Source organism: Croceicoccus sp. Ery15 (assembly GCF_020985305.1).
GTDB lineage: Bacteria > Pseudomonadota > Alphaproteobacteria > Sphingomonadales > Sphingomonadaceae > Croceicoccus.
Map to the genome: position 1 here is coordinate 3,032,904 of NZ_CP087588.1, position 16,982 is coordinate 3,049,885.

19 protein-coding genes and 2 tRNA genes are annotated in these 16,982 nt (G+C 57.7%); 16 read left to right on the forward strand and 5 right to left on the reverse strand.

Annotation, left to right across the window (positions count from 1 at the left end; translation table 11 throughout):
- Positions 1–90: 90 nt before the first annotated feature.
- Complete coding sequence (locus tag LOZ77_RS14890; protein WP_230279773.1) at positions 91–1,281, forward strand: LL-diaminopimelate aminotransferase; 1,191 nt, start codon at positions 91–93, stop codon at positions 1,279–1,281.
- 169 nt (positions 1,282–1,450) lie between these two features.
- Here the strand turns inward: LOZ77_RS14890 and LOZ77_RS14895 are convergent, their stop codons facing one another.
- Positions 1,451–2,800, reverse strand: a complete 1,350-nt coding sequence (locus LOZ77_RS14895; RefSeq protein WP_230279774.1) for an IS1380 family transposase — start codon at positions 2,798–2,800, stop codon at positions 1,451–1,453.
- 243 nt (positions 2,801–3,043) lie between these two features.
- On the opposite strand from LOZ77_RS14895, the gene LOZ77_RS14900 reads away from it, so the two are divergent.
- Both LOZ77_RS14900 and LOZ77_RS14905 read left to right on the forward strand, forming a co-directional pair.
- Positions 3,044–3,117 (forward strand) — tRNA-Cys (locus tag LOZ77_RS14900).
- 77 nt (positions 3,118–3,194) lie between these two features.
- Positions 3,195–3,270: transfer RNA gene (locus LOZ77_RS14905), tRNA-Thr, on the forward strand.
- Positions 3,271–3,407: 137 nt separating this feature from the next.
- Here LOZ77_RS14905 and LOZ77_RS14910 read toward each other — a convergent pair.
- A complete protein-coding gene (locus LOZ77_RS14910; RefSeq protein ID WP_230279775.1) occupies positions 3,408–3,779 on the reverse strand; it encodes a hypothetical protein in 372 nt (123 codons plus the stop codon).
- Between the two features lie 5 nt (positions 3,780–3,784).
- Positions 3,785–4,156: a PH domain-containing protein gene (locus LOZ77_RS14915; RefSeq protein WP_230279776.1), complete on the reverse strand. Its 372-nt coding sequence runs from the start codon at positions 4,154–4,156 to the stop codon at positions 3,785–3,787.
- Between the two features lie 506 nt (positions 4,157–4,662).
- On the opposite strand from LOZ77_RS14915, the gene LOZ77_RS14920 reads away from it, so the two are divergent.
- From LOZ77_RS14920 to LOZ77_RS14950, 7 genes are all read left to right on the forward strand, one after another.
- A complete protein-coding gene (locus LOZ77_RS14920) occupies positions 4,663–5,220 on the forward strand; it encodes a DUF805 domain-containing protein (RefSeq protein ID WP_230279777.1) in 558 nt (185 codons plus the stop codon).
- Positions 5,221–5,270: 50 nt separating this feature from the next.
- Complete coding sequence (locus LOZ77_RS14925) at positions 5,271–5,522, forward strand: hypothetical protein (RefSeq protein WP_230279778.1); 252 nt, start codon at positions 5,271–5,273, stop codon at positions 5,520–5,522.
- 102 nt (positions 5,523–5,624) lie between these two features.
- Entirely contained in the window at positions 5,625–6,029 is a 405-nt protein-coding gene (locus LOZ77_RS14930) for a hypothetical protein (RefSeq protein ID WP_230279779.1), read from the forward strand.
- A gap of 97 nt (positions 6,030–6,126) precedes the next feature.
- Positions 6,127–6,516 carry a hypothetical protein gene (locus LOZ77_RS14935; protein WP_230279780.1) on the forward strand — a complete coding sequence of 130 codons (390 nt, stop codon included), beginning with the start codon at positions 6,127–6,129 and terminating at the stop codon, positions 6,514–6,516.
- An 11-nt stretch (positions 6,517–6,527) separates the two neighbouring features.
- On the forward strand, positions 6,528–6,746 hold the full coding sequence (locus LOZ77_RS14940) for a hypothetical protein (protein WP_230279781.1): 219 nt from the start codon (positions 6,528–6,530) through the stop codon (positions 6,744–6,746).
- Positions 6,747–7,206: 460 nt separating this feature from the next.
- Positions 7,207–9,801, forward strand: coding sequence for a DNA-primase RepB domain-containing protein (locus LOZ77_RS14945; protein ID WP_230279782.1), 2,595 nt, complete (start codon positions 7,207–7,209; stop codon positions 9,799–9,801).
- Positions 9,750–11,006 carry an IS701 family transposase gene (locus LOZ77_RS14950; RefSeq protein WP_119592595.1) on the forward strand — a complete coding sequence of 419 codons (1,257 nt, stop codon included), beginning with the start codon at positions 9,750–9,752 and terminating at the stop codon, positions 11,004–11,006. The genes LOZ77_RS14945 and LOZ77_RS14950 overlap by 52 nt, the downstream gene beginning before the upstream one ends.
- An 87-nt stretch (positions 11,007–11,093) precedes the next feature.
- On the opposite strand, the gene LOZ77_RS14955 is transcribed toward LOZ77_RS14950, so the two are convergent.
- Positions 11,094–11,866 (reverse strand): IS5 family transposase gene (locus LOZ77_RS14955; RefSeq protein WP_156170621.1). Its coding sequence is split into 2 segments (ribosomal slippage): positions 11,094–11,548 and positions 11,548–11,866, totalling 774 coding nucleotides; the frame shifts between segments, so codons are not numbered across the junction.
- A 474-nt stretch (positions 11,867–12,340) separates the two neighbouring features.
- Between LOZ77_RS14955 and LOZ77_RS14960 the strand changes: the two genes are divergently transcribed.
- The 6 genes from LOZ77_RS14960 (at position 12,341) to LOZ77_RS14985 (ending at position 16,336) form a co-directional block, all read left to right on the forward strand.
- Positions 12,341–13,507 (forward strand): site-specific integrase, encoded by a 1,167-nt coding sequence (locus LOZ77_RS14960; protein WP_230279783.1) that lies wholly within the window; start codon positions 12,341–12,343, stop codon positions 13,505–13,507.
- Between the two features lie 85 nt (positions 13,508–13,592).
- The gene (locus LOZ77_RS14965) at positions 13,593–13,871 is read left to right on the forward strand and encodes a hypothetical protein (RefSeq protein ID WP_230279784.1); all 279 of its coding nucleotides are present in this window, start codon (positions 13,593–13,595) and stop codon (positions 13,869–13,871) included.
- A 92-nt stretch (positions 13,872–13,963) separates the two neighbouring features.
- Positions 13,964–14,278: an excalibur calcium-binding domain-containing protein gene (locus tag LOZ77_RS14970; protein ID WP_230279785.1), complete on the forward strand. Its 315-nt coding sequence runs from the start codon at positions 13,964–13,966 to the stop codon at positions 14,276–14,278.
- A gap of 101 nt (positions 14,279–14,379) precedes the next feature.
- On the forward strand, positions 14,380–14,778 hold the full coding sequence (locus LOZ77_RS14975) for a hypothetical protein (protein WP_230279786.1): 399 nt from the start codon (positions 14,380–14,382) through the stop codon (positions 14,776–14,778).
- Between the two features lie 10 nt (positions 14,779–14,788).
- A complete protein-coding gene (locus LOZ77_RS14980) occupies positions 14,789–15,466 on the forward strand; it encodes a hypothetical protein (protein ID WP_230279787.1) in 678 nt (225 codons plus the stop codon).
- A gap of 315 nt (positions 15,467–15,781) precedes the next feature.
- Positions 15,782–16,336: an outer membrane protein gene (locus LOZ77_RS14985; protein WP_230279788.1), complete on the forward strand. Its 555-nt coding sequence runs from the start codon at positions 15,782–15,784 to the stop codon at positions 16,334–16,336.
- Positions 16,337–16,389: 53 nt separating this feature from the next.
- Here LOZ77_RS14985 and LOZ77_RS14990 read toward each other — a convergent pair whose 3' ends face one another.
- Positions 16,390–16,752 (reverse strand): excalibur calcium-binding domain-containing protein, encoded by a 363-nt coding sequence (locus LOZ77_RS14990; protein WP_370638020.1) that lies wholly within the window; start codon positions 16,750–16,752, stop codon positions 16,390–16,392.
- Between the last annotated feature and the right edge of the window lie 230 nt (positions 16,753–16,982).

Below are 16,982 nucleotides of genomic sequence, written 5' to 3' on the forward strand. Positions count from 1 at the left end.
CTTGCGGCGGGAATATTCTGCAAGCATGGGCAACATCGGCGCGGGCCCGAAGTTTTCAGCCGCGCATCAATGCCTATGGACAAGAGAGAGATGAGTCAGGACTTTTACCGCATCAAACGCCTTCCCCCCTATGTCATCGCAGAGGTGAACGACATGCGGGCTGCGGCGCGTCGAGCGGGCAAGGACATCATCGATCTTGGCATGGGGAATCCCGATCTGCCGCCGCCCGCGCATGTGATCGACAAATTGTGCGAAGTCGCGCGCAAGCCCGATGCCCATGGCTATTCGCAGTCCAAGGGCATTCCGGGGCTGCGCCGCGCACAGGCGAATTACTATGCCAACCGCTTCAACGTAGAGCTCGATCCCGAGCGTGAGATCGTCGTCACCATGGGGTCAAAGGAAGGGCTGGCCAGCCTTGCCACCGCGATCACCGCGCCGGGCGACGTGGTGCTGGCTCCCAACCCATCATACCCGATCCACACTTTCGGATTCATCATCGCGGGCGCAACCATTCGCGAAGTGCCGACCACGCCGGACGAACGGTACTGGAAGGCGCTGGAATCCGCGATGCGCCACACCGTGCCGCGCCCGACCGTGCTGATCGTGAACTATCCCTCGAACCCCACGGCAGAGACGGTCGATCTCGCCTTTTACGAGCGGCTGGTCGCATGGGCGAAGGAGAACAATGTCTATATCGTCTCCGACCTTGCCTATTCGGAGCTGTATTACGACGGCAATCCCACGCGCTCGATCCTCGAAGTGCCGGGGGCCAAGGATGTCGCGGTCGAGTTCACCTCGATGTCCAAAACCTATTCCATGGCGGGCTGGCGCATGGGTTTTGCCGTGGGCAACCGCGAACTGATCGCCGCGCTGACGCGTGTAAAAAGCTATCTGGATTACGGCGCGTTCACGCCCATTCAAGCGGCGGCCTGCGCGGCACTGAACGGGCCGCAGGACATTGTCGAAAAGAACCGCCAGCTGTATCAGGCGCGGCGCGACGTAATGGTCGAAGCGTTCGGACGCGCGGGCTGGGAGATTCCCCCGCCGCCTGCATCGATGTTCGCATGGGCGCCGCTGCCGCCCGCGCTGAAAGACATGGGCAGCCTGGAATTTTCCAAGCAATTGCTCACCCATGCCGAAGTCGCGGTGGCACCGGGCGTCGGCTATGGCGAACAGGGCGAGGGTTTTGTCCGCATCGCCATGGTGGAAAACGAACAGCGTCTGCGTCAGGCCGCCCGCAACATCAAACGGTGGTTCCGCACGATGGGCATGAACGTCTAGCCCGTCCTATTCATGAGGCTACCGCTTCGTGTTGTTCGGACGGCGATGTGGCGGTGCCTGATTGATCAAGGCGCACGCCTCCACCGGCGTTTTTCACCGCGGCAGGAGCAATGGGCTTTTCGAGGTTGATGGACTGGGGCTCAGGGGTTCGGCGGCACCGCCGCTCTTGCTATGTGGGCGCTGGTCGCAGACTGGTGGTGATGGCCTTGAACACACCGGCATCCGGGCAAGCCGAAGCGAAGGCGACGCGGATACGCGTGGCGGTTTCGATGACGCGGGCAGCGACCTTGAGCAGGCGCAGGCGCAGCGTGGCGAACTCGGCGGTGGCGAGTGCGGTGGCTCTTGGGATTTCCTGCTGGATTCGCCACAGGAGCCAGTATGCGGCGGTGTGCAGGATGAGGCGCATCTGGTTGGCGCCCGCCGAGCGGCACGAGGTGCGATCGCTGGCGAGCTGGCTCTTGTGGCGCTTGATCAGGTTCTCGGCCTGACCGCGGGCGCAGTACAGCGTGTCGTAGATGTGCTCGGCCGAGCCTTCGGTCAGCGAGGTGACGACATAGCGGATGTCCATGCCCATCGTACTGGCCTCGATCCGGGCGACGACGCGGCGCTGGCACTTCCAGCTTTTGGCCCCGTAGCGGGTCTCGGCATAGGTGCGCAGGACCGGGTACTGGCGCTGAGCGCGTTTGACCGCACAGGCATCGGCGGCAACGACGATTTCGGGATGGGCACGCAGCACGGCGTTGGTCGGCAGACCAAATACGTAATCGACGCCGGTCGCCTCGCACAACGTCATGACCTCGGGCCGCCCATAGTGCCCGTCGCCGCGGATGGTGATGTGGGTATCGGGCCAGTGCCGCCGAAGATGGCGCACCAGGCGCCGAATGTGTCCGGCAGCCTCGGCGCCCGACGGTGTCTTGCCGGCGCGCAGCAGCATTGCCACCGGCCGACCGGTGGCGGTGTCGTAGACATGAATCGGCAGGAAGCAGCGCTCCCCGTGATGACCGTTCCAGAACGAGAGTTGCTGATAGCCGTGCACGACATCACAGGTGTCATCGATATCCAGCGTCACCGCCGCCGGCGCGGCGGGATAGCTGGCGCAGTAGATGTCGATCATCGCGGCCATCATCCTGGCCAACTCGCGCGTAGTCGGCGCATTTTCCCACCGGCTCATGGTCGGTTGGCTCGCAAGCCCCACGCCCGATCCCGGCAGCTTGCCCAGCGCCAGGCGGAAGCCCGGATCGTCGCGCAGAGCGTCGAGATCATCGGCGTCCTCATAGCCACAGCTGATCGCAAAGATGCGGGCGCGCAGGATATCGTCGAGGTGATGCACCACTCTGCCCGGGTCACGCGGATCGGAAATGCAGGCTGCAAGCCGCTGGCAGATCCCCATCGCTCGTTCGGCCTGTGCCAGCAGCAACACGCCGCCATCCGAGGTAAGCCGGCCGCCGTCGAAAGCGGCTGTGACTTTCTTGCGGCCGACTGCTGGGAATCCAAATGCGCTTGCGATATCGTTGTTCATGCGGGGGTGACCTGTGGCATTTTCTGCCCTGCGGCAGGTTCGGCTTAGACACCCAGTTCCTAATTCAGATCAGAGGCTTAGGCCACTCCCGCTAACCCTTTAGGACCGGTTTGGTGAATACGACGGGCTAGATTGATCTTTGCCCGATCCTTTTTGCCCTTCTGCCCGATTTGCATGATTGTCATGCGGGCAGAAGGGCGCTAGGGGCGCTTTCCTCACACCACATGCCCTTGCGCATACAGGGGCCCGATGGCGGAGTGGTGACGCAGCGGACTGCAAATCCGTATACGCCGGTTCGATTCCGGCTCGGGCCTCCATTATGCGCACGGCATCTTTACGCCTTGCCGCCCGCAGAACTTGCGGGTAACGGGCGCAAGGAACAGCATGGGTTTGGGCCGCTTTAGCTCAGTTGGTAGAGCATCGCATTCGTAATGCGGGGGCCACAGGTTCGAGTCCTGTAAGCGGCACCATCCTTCCCAAAGCATGATACGCCTTAGTGCGTCGGCGGTTGCTGGCGAACGAGCCTCGCCGTGGGTTCAGGCTGGGTGGCGTCTGAAAGTGGGTGTGAGCAGGAAGTAAGGCTCACCCACACTATACCGCAACGAAATCAGTCCCCGGTTTGCCAGCCTCGTTTAGCGGCTTCCGCCCATATGTCGCCCTGAGTGCGTACCAAGCGGTAGATGCGAGTTGTTGGGTGATAAGCGTCGTGATCTACTATGAGGAATGCGTCTCGATCTCCGCATGCAAGCCAATAGTTTACTCCTCCTGGGCCGGGGTCAAAGATTTGAATTACGCCATCGGGCCGGTTCTGGCGTTCGGCAAAAACACGACCATAGTCGAGGTAGAGAATAGAAAGCGCTGTGGGCTGAACTTCAACCGAAAATGCGACTTCAGCGTCTCGGTCGGTCGGTAAATAAGAATAGAATCCCGCGCATGGGGAAGCTGTGGAGAGTGCCGCAGCAAGAGCGAAGACGATCATGTGAGTTACAAGACCTGACCGAGATAGTCTGCAAGCTTCTTTATATCGAAACCTTTTGTGAACTGCATTTCCGCTCGTCCCCAGCCTGACCCATAGACTTTCAATTCAGCATCAAGATCGAACGTGCCCGAATTTTCGATCGAGAAAGCCGTTATTGACCGCAAAGGCAGCGAAGCAAATTCTATTTTTTTCCCGGTGATTCCCTGCCGATTTACGATCACGATTCGCTTGTTCGTGAAGACAGCGCCGTCTCTCAGTCCCTTTGTTGCTATTAATATTTCTTCGCCGGAAACGAGAAGCGGACGCACCAGATCTGCCGTGACTCCGCCATCACGCTCGTCTCCCAGAAATAAGCCTGTAAATAGTACCTCAGACATAGTGCGCTCCCCTTTATCAAGTCGGCATTGGGATCAACAATCGCCGAATGCGTCCTCTCGGCACAGCGATATGCTGCATCTTCTGAATGCGCAAAGCCAGCCATCTTATATGAACAGGCAGCAGGCGCACGTGAGAGCCCTATTGCGATCCCACTGAACTGGCGGCAAAGCTTGTCTCGCCTTCCGTGAAAGCCGGAAGGTGGGGCGTGGAAACCTCAAATCACTAGGAACTCGGCACCGATTATCGGGGCCGGGTGGCATACACGTATGTCCAGCCGGTAACGGTAAAGGTGTGTGCGCCTGATCCTAGTGACGGGTTTCCAACATCCGGCTTCGGCCGTCGCTCCGAGAGGTACATAGGGGCGGCTGGAAGGTTGAAGCCAACAATCGCTCTGCAACAGGGGGGCGAGATCCATGCGCGATCAGCAAGTTAGGGGGTCAGCTTTTTGCTGTCTGTTCGCCTGCGCCCATCGGGCCGGGACATCTCAAAATGGAAAGGACAGCATATGATTGATGATAATGCGCTCGCCAGCATCGAGCGACTTCATAAGATGAAGACCGAAGGCATCATCACCGAAGCCGACTTCGAAAAGGCGAAATCCGAAATCCTCAGCGGTCAGACCAGGGCAACGACAAGTAAACCTACTGTTGCGAGTCCTTCTGAAGCGCCGAAACCTGAAGACTTGATCGAGTGGGCGCTTTTACCGCTAAAGCGCTATGCCGACTTCAAAGGGCGCTCTGGACGAAGGGAATTCTGGAGTTTCCATATTCCGCTGATCATCGCGCTGATGATCACGGCCAGTGGAGCGGGGTCGAGCGACTGGGGATATGAGGGGGTGACTGCCAGCAGCGCGTTTTTCATGCTTATGTTCATTATCGTACTTCTAGGGTCGATTGTTCCGGTTCTAGCCCTTCAGGTTCGCCGGTTTCACGACATGGATAAGAGCGGTCTTTTGGCGCTGCTGAACCTCATTCCATATTTTGGCCTCTTGGTTGTGTATGTCATGATGATGCTCCCCGGTACCGAAGGCGACAACCAATACGGTCCGGCCCCATTGGGTTGAGCTTTTTCGCTTTCCACCATGCACCCTCGACCAAAATCAGGAATTACGCCATGACCACGATCCTTATCGTCGGCATAATCGTGCTCGGCATTCTCCATTATCTGTATCCGGAGCACCGCAAGAAGGTCAGGATCCCGATCGTGATCTTGATCGGTATCGTATTGCTGACGTTCGCATCACCTTCATTCAAATGCGCTATTAACCTGCCGCCGCGTTCGATCGCGACGCTAGATTGGGACAACATTAGCTACGGGCATCGCATATGCATGCTCAACCATCGATTGAGCGGTATAAGAGACTAGCGACCACACAATCACGGCGCGGTAGTTCTGCCGCCACCTGCACCCACTAAGCCCTCGGATAATTTCCGCGGGCTTTTTTGATTCCAGCAAAAGGAAAACCCCATGCACTATATCCGCACGGCGGAGGCGATGGCGCGCGTTCTCGACACGCAGCTTGAGCCCGAACTGACCAAAATCCTGTCAGAACATCAGGAACGGCTTGCCGCCTACTACGACTTTCCGTTCGAAGACCTGGCCGAATTCCTGATTGTCGAAGGCGGCGAAACGCTGGCCGACACTGAAGCAGCCTACGGGCGGCGGCTGGTCGAGAGCGACACCTTTATCATGCCGGTGGAACTGGCATTTCGGCACAGCAGATGGATTGAAGTGGTATTCATCCTGTCTGACGATGGCTTCGGCTTGGTCTTGCTGGCCGAGACGGGCGAGGGCACCGACGCTTTGCTGCTGTCTGCCTGTCAGCAAGCCCTCACAGAACGTGAAAACTTCGATCCCGGCCATGATGGCTGAATAAGCTTTGTGCCGGTGACTTCCCTGCTGACCGGTTCTCCAATTGCAAACCCATACAGCGCCTTACGGGCGCTTTTTTTATGGAAGGAATACACCCATGCTTTCCTTACCCAATGCTGCGGCCATTGAAGCCGCCTTGCTCCAGCCGCTTTCTGCCGAACTTGCGAAAATCCTTGCAGCGCGATTGCAGCACATGGAGGCACAGGGCCTTGCCGACCTGACGCACATCGTTGTGATCGAAGCCGAAGATTCCGATGCTGAAGTTGAACAAGCGATCGGTTGGTCACCCTTGTACCATCCCATCGATGGGACGCGTTATGACGACAGCGAGTTTCACCCATACTGGGCGTGGCTGAACGATCTGGGCGGCTGGTATGAGATTATAGAGCCAGTCGGTAATGATGGGTTCGCCTACATCCTTCTAATCAAACACGGCGAAAGCGCTTTTGCTGCGATGTGCAGGGAGGCGCTGCAATGCGCGTTCTAGGTTACCTTGCCATGGGGTTCGTACTGATCGCGGCCTTCAAGGCCGCCATCGTTCTTGGCGCTGTTGTCCTGCTAATCATGTTCCTATTCCAGTTGATCACCCGGCCAGCAGAAACCTTCGCCTTGGCGCTGGGGCTTACCCTGCTCGGTATGGCGCAAGCCCATCCCCTCGCAGGCTTAATCATCTTGGGAGGCATTATCGCCACTGGGCTGATTGCACGCGACAAGTAGGACAATTCCCGTTCCGGCGTTCACGTGCCGGAGCGTGGAATCTCTGCAGCACCTTTTTTGCCGAAGCTGCTCTTGATCCTCTAGGCACAACACCTATCTCAAGGTTTGCCCGGCAATAGGCAGTTCGCTGACCACCGCCGCGGAAGTCCTCACAGCAAGTGCACAGGGGGCGTCGTTCGAATCGAACACGCCACACTTGCGTCGAGGGCTGATTATGCCCCCAACACAGATAGTCGGTCGTGGAAGGTTCGACCTTTCGCTTCGCCCGCGAGAGGCTCGTTATCTAACGCCGGGGGGCGACCGGCATAACGATGAAATGAAACATGAATCGCATCACATCGCTGGGTCTAAAGATTGCCGTGACCTGGCACCAAATTATCGACCATCTAGACAAACTCACACAATTTGAACGGGATGCCCTTCAGGGCGAGCAGCCAGTGGACGGGGAGGGGGCAGACCGATGAGTCGTTCTCAAACCGATACGTCACACCGAATCGACCCAGCCGCAATTTCCGTACCGGGGGCGGCGAAAGCTGGAAAAGGGGGTGAAGGGGGAGACGCCACAGCCACCCCCTTTACCGCCTCTACCCCCACGAACGCGGACTTCCTTGCGGAAATATTTGGAACAGTGCCCAAAGACGCGACAATCGCAGTGGCGTCCAAGGAAGGTGATCCTCAGCAAGGTGGTTGGCACCCAATGGCAGGAGAACAGGTGGGGAAGGCCTGTCCCAACAACCGCAACAACTATTTCAACTGCGCCAGCTTGAACGCGACCGACGGAGGGATCGCAGCGAGAAAAGACCGGGCTGCGGCTTATCATGCACTCGTGCTGGACGACGTCGGCACAAAGGTTGATCGCAAAAGCCTTGGAAAAATTGAACCGACATGGGAACTTGAGACCAGCCCCGGCAATTTCCAGATCGGCTTCAAAATCAGCCCGCCAATGACCGATGCCAAGGCGGTAGAGCAATTACAGCAGCGGATTGCCGCCGCAGGAATGACCGACAAAGGGGCGCTCGGCATGGTCCGTTGGGCGCGGCTTCCCAACGGCATTAACGGTAAGCCGAAATACCGGTCGGTCGATGACAAACCGTTCGCATGCAAATTGCACACATGGAATCCAACGCGCTGCTATTCGGCAGAAGCCATTGGAAACCTGCTTGCCCCGGTTTCAACCAACACGGCAAGCAAAGCAGTTCCATCCGTCAAATCACCTAGGCAGATGAAGGGCCGTGAAACCAGCGGGGGAGTCTTTACCCCTGCATCGGAAGCAAACCCAGTTCTCGCCGCGTTTAAGGAGCGGGGCCTTTATAAGAAGGCGATTGGCGACGGCCGACATGAAGTCACCTGTCCATGGGTCGAAGAGCATACGGACAGCTTGGACACTGGGGCAGCGTATTTCGAACCGAGCGACGGTTACCCGATCGGAGGCTTTTGTTGTCAGCATTCGCACAAAGACAAATACCGAATCAGGCAGGTCCTTGATGCCATGGACCTTAGGGAATCGCAGGCGAGAAACCGTGCGCTGATCCGGTTGTGTCCCGGTGAAATGCCCGCGATTCAGGATGTATCCGAACGGCTGTTGGCCCAACGCGGCGATCTCTATCAGGCGGGCGGGCTGATTGTCGGCGTCTCACTAGATCACAAGACTGGCGACGCTAGAATTGTCCCGATCGGTGACTCCGCGTTGACATTGGCACTTTCGTCCGTTTGTGACTGGGAGAAGTTCGACGGCCGAAGCAAAAGTTGGGTGCGGTGCGATCCGCAACCTCGCCACGTCGGCCTTCTTTATAAGTCGGACACATACAGCCACCTGCCCGTGCTGCAGGGCGTGGCGCGGCAACCGTACTTCGACCCCAAGACTGGCAAGCTTGTGACGAAATCCGGATATGATCCAGATTCGCAGCGCTTGGGCACCTTCAATCCAGACCTGTTCAGTTTCCCGGAACCAACAGAGCAGGCAGCGCGTGAAGCTCTAACCTTGTTGCAGGACTTGATCGGGGAATTTCATTTCGCAACGGACCACGACCGGGCGGCAGCGTTGTGCGCGATCCTGACGGCCACGGTTCGCCCATCTCTCGATCTTGCACCTGCGTTCCATGTCACTGCGCCAAGTTCGGGTTCAGGCAAATCCTATCTATCGGAAGTGATTTCGCTGTTCGCCGGTCCAGCGGGGTCTTCACGGGTCAGCTATCCACGAACGTCGGAGGAAGCGACCAAGGTCATTCTGTCACTGCTGATGTCTGCACCTGCCGTGATCGAGTTTGACGATATGGACACGGATTGGCTCCCCCATGGTGCGATAAATCGCATGCTCACGTCTTCCTCGATGACCGACCGGGTGCTTGGTGTCAGTAAGGTGGCGACCGTAAGCACGTCGACGCTCGTTCTCGGTTCAGGAAACAACGTAGGGCCATTGCGAGACCTTGCGAGACGCGTCCTGACGATCAACCTGAACGCGAAATCGGAAGCCCCCGGAACGCTTACGTACAAAGGCAATCCGGTGGCGGCCATCAAAGTCGATCGTGAACGTTATGTAAGTGCCGCCCTAACCATCGTTGCTGCATGGGAAGCCGCCGGACGCCCGAGAGCGAGCGTTCCGTCCATTGCCAGCTACGGAGGGGCGTGGGCTGATCATTGTCGTCACCCCTTGATCTGGCTGGGGTTGCCCGATCCTGCATTTGCATTGCTGGAGCAAATGCGCAGTGACGTCGATGCTGATAACCTATTGCGCCTCTTGCAGGAATGGCATCAGAAATTTGGTGACAAGCCGATGTCGGTCCGACGCCTTTTGCAGGACGGCCATGGCACTTACGTACACGACGCGCTCTTAGAGTTGCCCGTTGTCGAACGTGGCGAGATCAACCGTTCCCGCCTTGGTCATTACTTCAAGCGCAATCGTGACCGCATCCTAGCACTACTTTGGCAGAAATCTGATTTTTGGGATTCCCAAGGTGGGATTCCAGTGATTCATAGGGAGCCAGCTTTTCGAAGGGGCTGGCGATGGATACGGATTGGCGTGGCGAACTGGACGAGTGGTTGGCACCGTTTGTAGCGGCGTTGCGACACAAGACGCGTGGCCGGATGTGTCCGGCGTATATCGCGGGACTGATCGGCCCGGGGGATCGCAAAAGCATACAGCCGATGGCCGCCCGGACAGATGATGTCAGCTACGATCGGCTGCATCATTTCATCGCCAGCGGCGTGTGGGACGAAGCACCGCTGGAGGCAGCTCTGCTCGCCGAGGCCGACCGGCAGGTAGGCGGCGAGAAGGCCTGGCTGATCATCGACGACACGGCGCTGCCCAAGAAGGGGCGCCATTCCGTCGGCGTGGCGCCGCAATATGCGTCGGCACTGGGCAAGAATGCCAACTGCCAGACGCTGGTGTCGGTGACGCTGGCATCTGGCGAAGTCCCCATCATGGTCGGCCTGCGCCTGTTCCTGCCCGAGAGCTGGACCGGAGACGTGGCCCGCCTGGAACGGACTGGAGTTCCTCTCGATTGCTGCCCCTACAGGACCAAGCCCGAGATCGCGCTCGCTGAGATCGATCGGGTCGGCGCTGCGGGTGTTCGTTTCGGCTGTGTCCTGGCGGATGCGGGCTATGGCATGTCCGCACCGTTCCGACAGGGGCTGAGTGAGCGCGGGCTTGCATGGGCGGTGGGCATACCTTTCAGACAGAAGGTCTACCCCGCCGATGTTGGGATGATCTTCCCGATCGCTGGAAGAGGTCGCCCTCGCAAGAACGCCATCCCCGACGCGAAATCGATATCCGCCAAGGCAATGCTGGAGATGGCAAGGTGGCGCAAGGTGAGTTGGCGGCGCGGTACCAAAGGGCCACTCTCGGCGCGGTTCGCTGCCGTTCGCGTGCGTGTCGCCGATGGTCCGCCCCAGCGCATCCGGGACATGGGTGCGCAACATCTGCCCGGCGAGGAGGTGTGGTTGGTCGGGGAGCATCGCTCGACTGGCGAGCGCAAATACTACCTCTCCAACCTGCCTGCCAGCACGCCAATCAGGCAGCTTGCCGGCGCCATCAAGGCCCGCTGGGTCTGTGAGCAGGGGCATCAGCAACTCAAGGAAGAACTCGGCCTCGATCACTTCGAGGGTAGATCATGGAAGGGGCTGCACCGACACGCGCTGATGTCCATGATCGCCCTGGCCTTCTTGCAGACCCAGCGCCTCAAGCAGGCCAAGGGGGAAAAAAAGGACTGCCGGTCCGCCTCCACAGCCGAGCTTACCAGCGATCAGACAGGCCATCATTGACCGCTTCTCCAAGCCACCGGATCGGCCATGCCCGCACTGCGGTCGCTGCATATCTGACCCGACACCAAAAAATCTGCCAAAGTAGTGCTAGGGCGTAGACTCATTAGCGGCGATCCATAGGCGTGTGCAGAAGAGCTTGATGGCAGCGAGGAAGTTATCGCTTCGTTTGTCGTATCTGGTGGCCAAGCCTCTGGCGTTTTTGAGTTTCCCGAAGAAACGCTCGACCAGATTACGGTAGCGATACAGGAAGCTGCTGAACGCGAAGCCTTTGCGACGATTGCGCTTGACTGGGATGTTGGCGAAGCCACCCTGCGCGGTGATCTGACTGCGAATGGCATCGCTGTCATAAGCCTTATCGGCGAGAAAGGTGGTGGCGTTCGGCACGGCGGCCAGCAGCCTCTCGGCCTCACGGCAATCGCTCGCCTGGCCTTCGGACAGATGCAGTTGGATCGGCAGGCCGCGACCATCAACCAGGGCATGGATCTTGGTTGTCAAACCGCCCCGGGAACGTCCCATGCAGCGATTTGGGTCCCCCTTTTTAGGGTCGCACCGTGCTGGTGGACCCGGATGGAAGAACTGTCGATCATGACCAACTCGCCGTCGAAGGCTTGGCTCACCGCTTCGAGAAGGCGGTCCCACACACCGGCTTTGCGCCAGCGCACGAAACGGTTGTAGCAGGTGGTATGTGGGCCATAGCGCTCGGGAATATCAGCCCAAGGACTGCCCGTGCGAAAGCGCCACAATATCCCGTCGATGACCCGCCGGTCATCCACACGCGGAACCCCGCGAGGCTTGTTCGGCAACAACGGCTCGATCACCAGCCACTCATCATCGGTCAGTTCAAATCTACGACGCGTCATCCAAAGCTCCTTCCCGAAGCCTTGAATCAACCGCGCCCGCGCCGCGCAAGTCAGTTTATGAGTTTACGGCCTAGGCGGATTTATGTTGCAGCGGGTCGAAAATTCAGAACGGACGGCTTGGCGAGTGATCGTCGTAGAGGGAGGCGTCCAAACTTCGCTTCCCGAGTCACCGGCTTCACCCGCTCTACCGGTAAAGGAAGCGCCGCCAGCCGCAAAGCCAATCGCGCCGGAGGACGAGTACTGATTAGGCGGCAGGGGGTGGGCAAGCGTCTGCCCCCATTTCGTCCGAGCATGTTTCCGCCGACGAAACCCCACCCTGCTCTCGTGCGCAGCCTGCCCCACCGTGGCCCAGAGTTGGCGACTGTGGACCGTTTCGTGCTGCCCGATACCCACCCCATCCGCGCCCGCCAGCTGTGCCTCTCCGGGGCTGTCAGCGGCTGGGCGTCAAACCCAATCTCACAAGGAAATCATACCATGCCCAAGCATAAGCTTGATGCCGCGTTTTGCGCGATCGCCACCTGTCCACCGACCAAGAAGCGGGTAGACTATTACGACACACAGACAACCGGCTTTGTACTGGAAGTCCGCCCGAATGGCGGAAAGACGTACTACCTGCGTTACCTTGATGCTTCTAACCGCCAAAAGCAGCACAAAATCGGCGGCTACACCGACATCACCTTCGATCAGGCCCGGAAGAAGGCCAGAACGCTGCGATCGGAGGTAGTGCTGGGCGAAGATCCAGCCGCCAAGAAGGCAAAGCACAAAGCCATTCCGCTGTATGGCGACTTGGCGAAGCAGCACCTCGCCGACGCCGAAACCTACCAACGCAGTTACGGAACGACCGAAATGTATATGCGCCGTCACATTATCCCGCGTTGGGGTAAGCTGCGGCTGGACGAAATCAAACCGCAAGCCATCAGCCAGTGGCTGGCGGAGAAGGGGCAAACCCTCGCTCCTGCCACAGTCGAAAAGCTTCGCGTCCTGTTCAGCCGATCGTTCGAACTCGGCCTGAAGTGGAACATACCGGGCTGCGAGCGCAATCCGGTCAAGGCAGTCCCCCGCAAGCGCTTCAACAACAAGCGGGAACGGTTTCTGTCTTCGGATGAGGCCGATAAGCTTTTGGCCGCAGCGGGTCGATCGAAGAACCCGCAGCTGCGAAACATTATTGCCTTGCTGTTGCTGACGGGGGCAAGGCGCAACGAACTGCTGACGGCAGAGTGGCAGCACGTCGATGTCGAAAGGCAGTCTTGGCTGATACCAGACAGCAAGACCGGCAAGCCAAGGTATGTTCCGCTGTCAAAAGCGGCGATCGAGGTGATCGAGGGGCTGCCTCGCTTTGAAAAGTGTCCTTACCTCGTTCCCAACCCGAAAACTCGCAAGCCGTTCGTCGGTCTGAAGACAGCTTGGGACTGGGTGCGCAGGGAAGCGGGAATGCCCGACCTTCGGCTGCATGACCTGAGGCATTCTGCCGCCTCTTTCATGATCAACGCAGGAATCAACCTGTTCGCGGTCGGAAAGGTGCTTGGTCACGCCGATCACCAGTCCACCATGCGCTACAGCCACCTTGCCGACGATACGTTGCTTGCCGCCGTAGAAGCGGGGGCAGCTAAGCTACGCGGTGACCAGCCGCAGACGATCTAACCACTTACCGGGCTCGGGTTTCCTTCGCGGGAGCTCGAGTCCGGTCCATCTTCTGCATCTTTTTTTTTTTGAAAGTGAGAAATCAATGAATGATGTAACGCCTGAATTCATCGCCGGTCTTCGCGCGCTCGACGCCGAGGTTGGATCAACCAGCAACAAGCATGACCGCGCAGTCGTCTTGATCCACGCCTGCATAGCTGGAGGTCACAACGACGGAAGCACGATCGTTAAAACGCTGACGAGCCTAAATTTTGATCCGAAACATGTCGGCCTCACGCTGAGCGCAGGCTGCGGTCCAAGCGCCGATCGGCATCATTGGGAAAAGTTGACTGACGGGAGCTACCGATCGCACGGCGTAAGCTGATCCGGTGTTTGTCGGAAGTTAAGCAGTTTTGCTGACCAGTTTGTTGGAAATCAACGCTAGGAGGCAGGCACAGGAAACGGCGAGGGTGAACGATGAGAAGTTTGGGATTGGCACTGGCGGCGTTGACGCTGCTTTCGGTTCCACCTGTCTCTGGTGTCGCCTTCGCCCATCCTGGTGGACTGGCTTCGGACGGCTGTCACAACGATCGTAAAAACGGAGGACGGCACTGCCATAGAGCTCCCAGTGGCCAAAGCAGTTCGCCCGCTCCTGTAAGCCGATTAAGCGCTGGGAGTGCGTACCCGAACTGTGCTGCGGCACGTGCGGCTGGTGCTGCGCCTGTCCGGCGGGGAAAACCGGGTTATGGCCGACACCTCGACCGTGATAATGACGGGATTGGGTGTGAGTAGGCCGTAGTCTCAAATCGGGAATTAGTCAGTTGCTATCTTGACTTACAGTTCTTGCAGGACAAGTTGGCGATTGCCGTCAGGGGGACGGCTGGAGGGTAAACATGAAAGCCAAGGTTATTTTGGCAGCCGTTGGGCTGCTAACCCTAAACGCGTGCGCAGCTACGCCAGCACCAGTCGACAATCGCAACAGTGCGCTCACGCAGGGCAATGTGCAAATGAATCTGGCAGTAGGGCAGACCACCAAGACGGAAGTTCTTGAGGTTTTTGGCGCCCCGAACGTGACGACACGCGATGCAAGCGGGCAAGAGGTTTGGAGCTACCAACGGCATGCGCAGGTTTCCCAATCGAGTTCGTCAGGGAGTTTTTGGACGATTCTCTTGGTCGGAGCAGGCTCCTCTGCATCTGGCTTCTCATCCACAAGTCGCACGATGACGCTTATAATAAAGTTCGATGATAAAGATGTGGTTTCCGATTTTAGAAGTCGGACAAGCGATTTTTAAGGGGCGGGTGATGTTTAAGAAACTGGTTTACTTTGCTCTTATGGGAGCAATTTTGGGTGGAACACCTGCTGCAGCAAAAAAGGGCGACCTCACTCCAATGGAGTTGCAGGCTATTCAAGCTCGAGAGTTTGAGGTTGATAAAGGTACTGCGTTCGGCGCTATCATGACGGTGATCCAGGACTTCGGGTACATTGTCGAATCAGCCGACGTTTCAAGCGGCTTCATCACCGCTGCTAGCCCGGTCGAAAACAAGACGGGATTTTTTGACGCGCTTGGGGGTATGCAGGCACACGGCAACACTCGTGTCACGGCATTCTTAATGCAAATGCCTAATGGTTCGACTAAAATCCGCTTGAATTTTGTAAACTCGAAAAGAAGTTCCGGTTCATGGGGGCGTTCAAACGAGCAGGAAAAGCCGATTTTGGACGGGGAAGTATATCGAAACGCGTGGGAGCGAATTGATGAAGCATTGTTCGTTATGGGCGCATTGACAGACACTGCTCCATCGGCCGCGCCGAGCGCTGCCCCGGTAGTAAACTCGACTACGACGGCTCCTGAGAATGTAGCAAGCCCGGTCATTCAAGAGACGCCGCTGGCTACAACTAGCGGTTCAGCACCCAAGTCGGAAGTCGTAAACGAAAATGCTAGAAAGCAAATCGCTCCCGGCGTGATTTGTGCAACCTGCTGATCGGCGCTAGAATCTGCTCAATTCGACAGCAGGTTGAGTAACTTCTCTATTCGCTTCTAGCGATAGATTGCGGTTGGATTCCTGGCCACAAAATGTGGTCAGGAATTGACGTGCCGAAATATGTAATGGGGCGATGCACTTCTGACCCTGGAACTCATGCCCCGTTAAGTCTGGCCGATCGAGATTAACATAAATATAATAAATACAACCTGTTGATAAATAAATCACGAAGTTGCGCAAGCGCGATTTTCAACTAGAGGCGCTCCTCGCCGCGTAAACACAAAACAGTGCGGCATTGTTCAATGAGGAGTAGTTATGAAGAAAATCGCTGTAGTCGCTGCAGCAGCAGTGGTCGCTTTTCCGGCCGCTGCCCACGCACAGGCCTATGTCCAGGTGCAGGCAGGTTTGGACAGCGTTTCGGTCGAAGGCGAGTCTGAAGAAGGCGTCGCGTATGGTGGCGCCATCGGTTATGACTTTGCCCTGACTGACAACTGGTTTGTCGGCGTCGAAGGGAGCATCGACGATAGCACGACCAAGGCCTGTGTGAGCGATGTTCTGTCGATTGACGATGAAGTTTGCGTCAAAACCGGCCGGGATCTGGCCGTAGTCGGTCGCATCGGGACAAAGCTTGGCGAAGCCAGCCAGATTTATGTTCTCGGCGGTTATACAAACGCTCGCATCAAAGCCACCTACGACGACGGTGTCGATAGCTTCAGCGAAGGTGACAACGGCGACGGTTTCCGCCTTGGCGCTGGTTATCGTCTCAACTTCAGCGAAAACATGTTCGGTAAGCTTGAATATCGCTATTCCAACTACGAAAGCGATTTCAGCCGTCACAACGCGCTTGTGGCAGTTGGCATGAGCTTCTGAACTTAGACAGGGGAGGTGCGGCCTGGACGTCGCGCCTCCCCCATAGTGCCTTTTCAAGGGTAGGGTTCGCATGCGATTCCGTCGCCGTCAGCGTCAAGGTCTGGTCGGTAGCCGGGAGAACCTCGATAGAGAGGGGCTGCGCCCGCATTTTGTGCCTCGGAACAGTACCGATAATAGACGCTGGTCTCAGAGTGGATAAATCTTTGAGATGAAGTGTCGGTCCTGCCGTCGATCCATTGCACCACGGTTGTTATGGCGAGTGCAACCGCAATCGCTGCAGTTAAGGCGAGTTTGATAGGGAAACGTCGTCTGCGTCGGCGTCCACCCATGCCATAGTAATTGAATTTGCGTTGCGGGGAACGGGGCGACCGACGACTTTGCACCTGCAATCCTCCCACTTTTACTACAGTCAACATTTATGACCGCGCCAATAGCGATCCCAACGAAGAGCAAATCCGCTATTGAGCATGGCACAGGAAAGGTCGCCGCCTAAAGGCGAAACGCACCAAGCGGCTGTACGACTGCCGCCACCTGAACCGTCAGACACACACGTCATGGTTGGTCCGGAAACTAGCACATGGCCTTCGCGAGATTTACCATAGGGTTGACCGACCAGTGCAACCAAGTAGTCCCTTGCTTCGCTTGC